Raw genomic sequence first — 4,580 nt, forward strand, 5'->3', positions numbered from 1 at the left:
AACTGGAGTCCAGCCTTACCCAGCTTTGCGGAGCCCACAGCCGCTATCTTTGAGCCTTCAACCTGAGGATTGAGAACCCAGGCGGGTGCCCCCTTGAGACAGGGGTCCTCTTCAAAGCCCGTTTTAACTTCCTTCTTTCCTCCGCAGGAGGTCACCAGACCTAAGCTTGCGATCCCTGCCAAAGAAAAGAGTAGAGCTTTTCTCATCTTTCCACCCTCCTTTAACTTATATTATATGATTTTTAAACCCCTTTAAGGGGTAAAATTCACACAGAGACCTTCACCTTCAATCTCTCGGTCAGCAGGTTCAGAAGCTCCGTAGATGGATTGATTCTGTAATCTGGAGGCGTCTTTAATACCGCCTTGAAGTCCTTTCCGTGAACCTCAAGCATGAGCTGTACACCCTCTGGGTCGGCAAACCTGTCCAGAAGTTCCTTTATCTTCAGGAGCTTCCCGTTCATAGCGTCCTCCTTCCTTATCCTCAGCCTGAGATAGCCTTCCCCATTCTTCGCAATCTCTTCCGGAAGTGAGAGCTCTCTACCGAGGACCTTCAGGCTTTCGGTCTCTATATCCTCATCAAGGGTTCCGCTCAGAACCACTACCCCATCCTCCCTCAGCTTCTCCTTATACTCCTCGTAAGTATCTGGAAAGAGTATCACCTCCACTATACCGCTCTTGTCTATAAGGTTGAAGATCGCCATGTAGCTCCCGCTTTTTGTCTTCTTTACCTGAAGCCCCGACACCGCACCCGCAAGGGTAACTTCGGAACCCCTCTCAAGGTTCTCAAGCTCCTCTATGGGGGTGAATTTGCCCGTCAGGAGCTTCTCATACTTGTCCAAGGGATGTCCCGATATGTAGAAGCCGATGACCTCCTTCTCCATCCTCAGAAGGTCGTTTACATCAAGCTTCTTTCTCTTCGGACCGCCCCCAAACAGGCTGTTCTGAGCGAGAGAAGACATGTTCTTCCCTGAGCTGGACACCCTTTCAAGGAGCTCATCCCTTCTCATGCCGGTGAAATCAAAGGCTCCTGCCTTTACAAGCGCCTCAATGACCTTCTTGTTGACCTTCCTTCCATCAACCCTCGCAACGAAGTCCTGAAGCCCGCGGAAGGGGGTGCTTTTCCTTGCCTGAACCACAGCCCTTGCCGCCTCCTCACCCACTCCCTTTATCCTGCCTATTCCAAACCTTATCTCCCTGTCCCCCTCAATCTTAAAACCGACATCGCTCCTGTTCACATCCGCCGGGAGTATTCTAAAGCCCATTATCTTTGCATCCTTTATAAGGTTTATAAACTTGTTGTCGTTCTTCTCCGTAGTTAGCTTTACCGCAAAGAACTCTGCCGGGTAGTGGGCTTTCATGTAGGCCGTCCAGTAGGATATGTAGCCGTAAGCTACAGAGTGGGACTTGTTGAAGGAGTAGGAGGCGAACTTCTCTATATCTTCCCAAAGCTTGGTTATCTTATCCCTTGGGTATCCCCTTTGGACGCTCCCCTCTATGAACTTCTCCCTCATCTTCTCCATGAGGTCCTTCTTCTTCTTACCTATAGCCTTCCTGAGTGTGTCAGCCTCCCCCGGTGTAAAGCCGGCGAGTATCTGGGACATCTTCATTACCTGTTCCTGATAGACGATTACGCCGTAGGTTTCCTTCAGGACATCCTCAAGCTCGGGGAAGGGATAAACGACCTCCTCCTTTCCGTGCTTACGGTTTATGTACCTGTCCACGAGACCGCTCTTCAGGGGTCCGGGTCTGTACAGGGCAAGGACGGCGACTATATCCTCAAAGGTATCGGGCTTGAGCCTCTTGAGGAGCTCCTTCATTCCCCTGCTCTCAAGCTGGAAGACTCCCGTTGTGTTTCCCTCCTGAAGGAGTGAAAAGACCTTCTTGTCGTCCATGGGAAGCCTGAGGAAGTCCACATCAACCCCGTGCCTCTCTCTGACCAGGTCCCTTATGGCTTTGAGCTCGGTCAGGGTTTTGAGACCCAGGAAGTCCATCTTCAGGAGACCCAGATCCTCCAGCTTGGTCATGTCGTACTGGGTTGCTACCGCCCCGTCCCTGTCGTAGTAAAGGGGGATGAGCTCACTTAGAGGTTTTGGAGCTATAACGACGCCTGCGGCGTGAAGGGAGGTGTGGCGAGTAAGACCCTCAAGCCTGAGGGCTATGCGGACGAGCTTATCAATGTCGGGGTTTTCCCTGCACAGCCTTCTGAACCTGCTCACGTTGTCCTCTATGTCCCCCCTGTGAGCTCCATAGCGCTCCTTGAGCACCTCTAAGGGGGTCTCGTACATCTCCTCTAAGGAGAGCCACGTCCCCTGAACGTCCCCCTGAGGTATGAGCTTGGCGAGCTGGTCTGCGGTTGAGTAGGGGAGCCCTAAGGCTCTCGCCACATCCCTCAGGGTCTGCTTTGCCTTCATAACGTTGTAGGTTATTATCTGGGCAACGTTCTCCCTTCCGTACTTCTCCTTAACGTACTCTATAACCCTGTCCCTATTGTCCTGACAGAAGTCAACGTCTATATCGGGCATTGAAACCCTCTCAGGGTTGAGGAACCTCTCAAAGAGGAGCCCGTGCCTTATGGGGTCAACGTCCGTGATACCTATGGCGTAGGCAACAAGAGAGCCTGCAGCCGATCCCCTTCCCGGTCCCACCGGAACATCGCTCTTCTTAGCCCAGTTTATGAAGTCTTGAACTATCAAGAAGTAACCGGCAAATCCCATCCTGTTTATGACGTCAAGCTCGTACTCCAGCCTTTCCCAGTACTCCCTTGCATCCCTCGCCTGACCCCCGGCTATCCTCTGCTTCAGCCCCCTGATGGCGAGCTCCCTGAGGTGTTCCTCTAAGGTGGTATCGTTAGGCACCTGATACTCAGGCAAAAGGTAGGAAGAGCTCTCAAAGATGGAAAAGCTCTCGGCGACCTTCTCCGCAACCTCACAGGTGTTCAGAAGAGCCTCCTCCCAGCCCTCAAACTTCCCCTCAAACTTTCTCCACACCTCCTCTGGGGAGGCGAAGTGAAGCCCATCGTTGGCACACCTGAAGCTCCCTTGGGTGAGCTCGTGGATCGTCTTCTTCATCTGAATAGCCATGAGGACGCTGTGAGCCTCCCTGTCCTCGGGGTTCAGGTAGTGGGAGTCGTTGGTGGCTATGAGCTTCACACCGTACTTCTTCGCTATCCTTATCAGGTTTGAGTTAGCTGTCTTCTGTTCATCAAGCCCGTTGGACTGAAGCTCAAGATAGAGATCGTCCCCGAATATGTCCTTGAACCTCTTTACCCATTCCTCAGCCTTCTGGGTCTCGTTTATAGAAGCGTAATAGGTGGGGACGCCCTTCAGGCAGGCTGTGAGGGCTATGAGCCCCTCCCCGTACTTCTCAAGGAGTTCGTAATCTATCCTCGGCTTGTAGTAAAAGCCCTCCTTGTAGGCTAAGGTTGAGAGCTTGAAGAGGTTCTTGAGCCCCCTGTCGTCCTTGGCTATCAGTATGAGGTGGTGATTGTACTTGTCCGTTATGTTGTCTTCAGAGCCTTTTGTCTTCCTGTCAAAGCGCGATCCCGTAGTGAAGTACGCCTCCATGCCTATTATAGGCTTTATCCCCTCAGCCTTTAAGCTCTTGTAAAACTGGAAGGAACCGAAGAGGTTTCCGTGGTCAGATACACCTACGGCTGTATAACCATACTCCTTAGCCTTCTTCACAAGGTCACCTATCTTTATGGCGCCATCAAGTAAGGAGTACTGGGTGTGGAGATGAAGATGAACGAAGTCCCTCTTTACCCCCTCTGGCATTGTGTATCTGATATTAGCCCTCTTCCTCTGAAGGAGAACGGCGAATGTTGAAGGGCTATCTTGACCTTAGGAGCCTGTTCGTAAGTTCCTCATATCAAGGCGCCTTTTCCTCTTCCTTTTTTAGCACCTTAACGATGACCTCCTTCACCCTGTTCTTCTCAACCTCTCCCACGATGAACTTAAAGCCATCGTACACGAACTCATCGCCCTTCTCGGGTATCTTCTCAAGGTTGGACATGACGAACCCGCTGACGGTATCGTAGTCGTAGTCCTCTGGGAGCTCAAAACCGAGGAACTCTGCCACCTCCTCAATATCGGCGGAGCCGTCTATCCTGAACATATCGTAGGATATCTTCTCAATCTCCTTTTCCTCCTCCCACTCCTCGGGAACCTCACCGATGAGCCACCTGAGTATATCGTACATGGTCACGAGTCCTGAAACCGCCCCGTGCTCATCAACCACTATAGCCATCTGGGTTTTGGCTTTTTTCAGCTCCTGAAGTAAGCTCCCGACGGTCATTATCTCCGGAACGAGAAGTGCTTCCCTCTTGAATTCTGCAAGCCTCCTCTCTTTGTTCACATTGACCGGTAGAAGGTCCTTTACGTGAACCACTCCGCTTATATCGTCCAACTTCTCCCTGTAAACGGGTATCCTGCTGTGCCCCCTTTCCTTTATCTCATCTATCACCTCCCCAACCTTCAGGTCTTCCCTGAGGGCGAATATATCGGGTCTGGGTGTCATTATCTCCCTGACCAGAACCTCGTCCATCTCAAAGACCTTCTCTATCATCTCCTTCTCGCCCTTTGA

2 protein-coding genes and 1 pseudogene are annotated in these 4,580 nt (G+C 51.6%); all 3 read right to left on the reverse strand.

What is annotated here, in order from left to right; genetic code table 11:
- A pseudogene (locus AC1HCM_RS08075) lies at positions 1-206 on the reverse strand (LPP20 family lipoprotein); the annotation flags it as partial.
- 59 nt (positions 207-265) lie between these two features.
- On the reverse strand, positions 266-3,772 hold the full coding sequence (gene dnaE / locus AC1HCM_RS08080) for a DNA polymerase III subunit alpha (RefSeq protein WP_479461258.1): 3,507 nt from the start codon (positions 3,770-3,772) through the stop codon (positions 266-268).
- A gap of 94 nt (positions 3,773-3,866) precedes the next feature.
- The coding region (locus AC1HCM_RS08085) for a hemolysin family protein (protein WP_479461259.1) at positions 3,867-4,580 on the reverse strand (714 nt) is incomplete at its 5' end.

It is taken from the genome of Hydrogenivirga sp. (assembly GCF_056450045.1).